The following is a 2,781-nucleotide window of genomic DNA, read 5'->3' as shown; positions in this document are numbered from 1 at the left end:
CAAGTTATGTATGAAATGACATCAGCTGCTGCGAACAATGGATCAGGGTTTGAAGGACTGAAAGATGATACAACATTCTGGAATATCTCTACAGGAATCATTATGTTGCTTTCTCGTTATATACCAATTATTTTGCAATTAATGATTGCATCAAGTTTAGTGAATAAAAAATCATACCACCAAGATAAATATACAATAGCGATTGATAAACCTTATTTTGGCGTATCACTAATCGTATTTATCGTTTTACTAAGTGGTTTGACATTTATTCCAGTACTATTACTTGGTCCTATTGGTGAATTTTTAACTTTAAAATAAAGTAAAGGGATGGAAAAAATGCATCATGTAAATAAATATTTCAATCAAACAATGGTGATAGAAGCTTTGAAAATGAGTTTTTATAAGCTGAATCCTAAACAATTAATAAAAAATCCGATAATGTTTGTCGTTGAGGTTGGAATGGTTTTAACGTTGATATTAATATGTTTTCCTGACATATTTGGAACTAGCTATCTATCGCGAGGTTATTTGATTACAATTTTTATCATATTATTAATAACTATATTGTTTGCTAATTTTTCAGAAGCCTTTGCTGAAGGTCGTGGAAAAGCGCAAGCTGATAGTTTAAGACAAGCACAATCAAATTTAACTGCTCGATTGATAGAAGAAAATGGTGCGTATCGGATAGTGAACGCCACAGAGTTAAAAGCCGGACAAAATATTCGGGTAGAAAATGGAGAAACAATCCCTGCTGATGGCGTTGTAATAAATGGATTAGCAACCGTTGATGAATCTGCAATTACTGGTGAGTCTGCACCTGTGATAAAAGAATCAGGTGGCGATTTTGATGGAGTCATTGGCGGTACACTTGTAACATCTGATTGGTTAGAAATACGTGTTGAGAGTGAAGCGGGTACATCTTTTTTAGATAAAATGATTGCCTTAGTTGAAGGGGCGGAAAGAAATAAAACACCAAATGAAATTGCACTTTTTACATTATTAACAACGTTAACAATTATATTTTTAGTCGTTATTGTAACGTTATATCCAATAGCATCTTACCTGCATTTAATTTTACCTATTGCGATGCTCATTGCGTTAACAGTATGTTTAATACCAACGACAATCGGTGGTTTGTTATCGGCGATTGGTATTGCAGGCATGGATCGTGTTACTCAATTCAATGTATTAGCGAAAAGTGGGCGTGCTGTAGAAGTATGTGGAGATGTCGATGTAATGATTTTAGACAAGACAGGGACAATCACTTATGGCAATCGAATCGCTAGTGAATTTTTACCAGTGAATCAACAAATGCTGGAAAAATTGATAGTCGCTGCTTATATGTCATCAATCTACGATGATACGCCAGAAGGAAAAAGTATTGTACGATTAGCGAAGCAGATGTATATAAATGAGCTGCCTAAAGACATTGATGGCACATATAAGCCTTTTACAGCTGAAACTAGAATGAGCGGAATCATTACAAATGAAATATCGGTATTCAAAGGTGCACCTAATAGTATGATAAATCTTGTCAAACAACAACAAGGCAATATTCCTCTTAACATTGAGTCTCTCTGTATGGATGTATCGAGTAAAGGTGGCACACCATTAATAGTCATTGAAAACAATGTCATGCTTGGCGTGATTTATTTAAAAGATGTGATTAAAGATGGTCTTGTAGAACGATTTACTGAATTGAGAAAAATGGGGATTGAAACAGTTATGTGTACAGGTGATAATGCTTTAACAGCAGCTACAATTGCAAAAGAAGCCGGGGTTGATAGATTTGTTGCAGAGTGTAAACCCGAAGATAAAATTAAAGTCATCAAAGATGAACAAGCGAAAGGCCATATTGTTGCGATGACAGGAGATGGTACAAATGATGCACCTGCGCTAGCACAAGCGAATATAGGATTAGCTATGAACTCAGGGACAATTAGTGCTAAAGAGGCAGCTAATCTAATTGATTTAGATTCGAATCCTACAAAGTTAATAGAGGTTGTAAAAATAGGCAAACAATTATTAATGACGAGAGGTGCATTAACGACATTTAGTTTGGCTAATGACGTAGCAAAATACTTTGCAATTTTACCTGCACTAATGATGTCAACAATTCCAGAAATGACTTCACTAAATATTATGCATTTATCGTCACCTAAATCTGCAATTATATCAGCTTTGATATTCAATGCATTAATCATTGTTGCCTTAATTCCAATTGCCATGAAAGGTGTAAAAGTAAAGGGTTACAGCATTGATAGAATCTTTATAAATAATATGTTGATTTATGGATTAGGTGGATTAATCGTCCCGTTTTTAGGCATTAAATTAATAGATATGATTGTACAATTTTTTGTGTAAAGAGGAAGGAGCCTGTACCATGAATACGATAAGAAATAGTATTTGTTTAACGATAATAACTATGGTATTATGTGGATTTTTATTCCCGTTAGCTATCACGTTAATTGGTCAAATATTTTTTTATCAACAAGCAAATGGCAGTTTAATTACGTATGACAATCGTATAGTTGGATCAAAATTGATTGGACAGCACTGGACAGAGACACGATATTTTCACGGGAGACCGAGTGCAGTTGATTATAATATGAATCCTGAAAAATTATATAAAAACGGCGTATCTTCAGGTGGAAGTAATGAATCGAATGGAAACACCGAATTAATAGCACGCATGAAACATCATGTTAAATTTGGGAATTCAAATGTAACAATAGATGCTGCAACAAGTTCTGGGTCGGGCTTAGATCCGCATATTACGGT

General features: G+C 34.5%; 3 protein-coding genes. All 3 read left to right on the top strand.

The window, feature by feature from the left end; translation table 11 throughout:
* Nucleotides 1-318, top strand: a 318-nt coding sequence (locus IDG60_RS10525; RefSeq protein WP_206160674.1) for a potassium-transporting ATPase subunit KdpA, incomplete at its 5' end; no start/stop codon positions are given.
* Nucleotides 319-336: 18 nt separating this feature from the next.
* Entirely contained in the window at nt 337-2,364 is a 2,028-nt protein-coding gene (gene kdpB / locus IDG60_RS10520) for a potassium-transporting ATPase subunit KdpB (protein WP_000546611.1), read from the top strand.
* 19 nt (nt 2,365-2,383) lie between these two features.
* A partial coding sequence (locus tag IDG60_RS10515; RefSeq protein ID WP_206160673.1) for a potassium-transporting ATPase subunit C occupies nt 2,384-2,781 on the top strand: 398 nt, incomplete at its 3' end.

This window comes from Staphylococcus sp. EG-SA-2, assembly GCF_017152085.1.
The sequence above is the reverse complement of the archived record's forward strand: the minus strand, read 5'-3'. Positions and strand labels throughout refer to the sequence as shown.

Bases quoted from the DNA above. Each gene is read 5' to 3' on its own strand.
- kdpB (WP_000546611.1), top strand. From the start codon at position 337: ATGCATCATGTAAATAAATATTTCAATCAAACAATGGTGATAGAAGCT.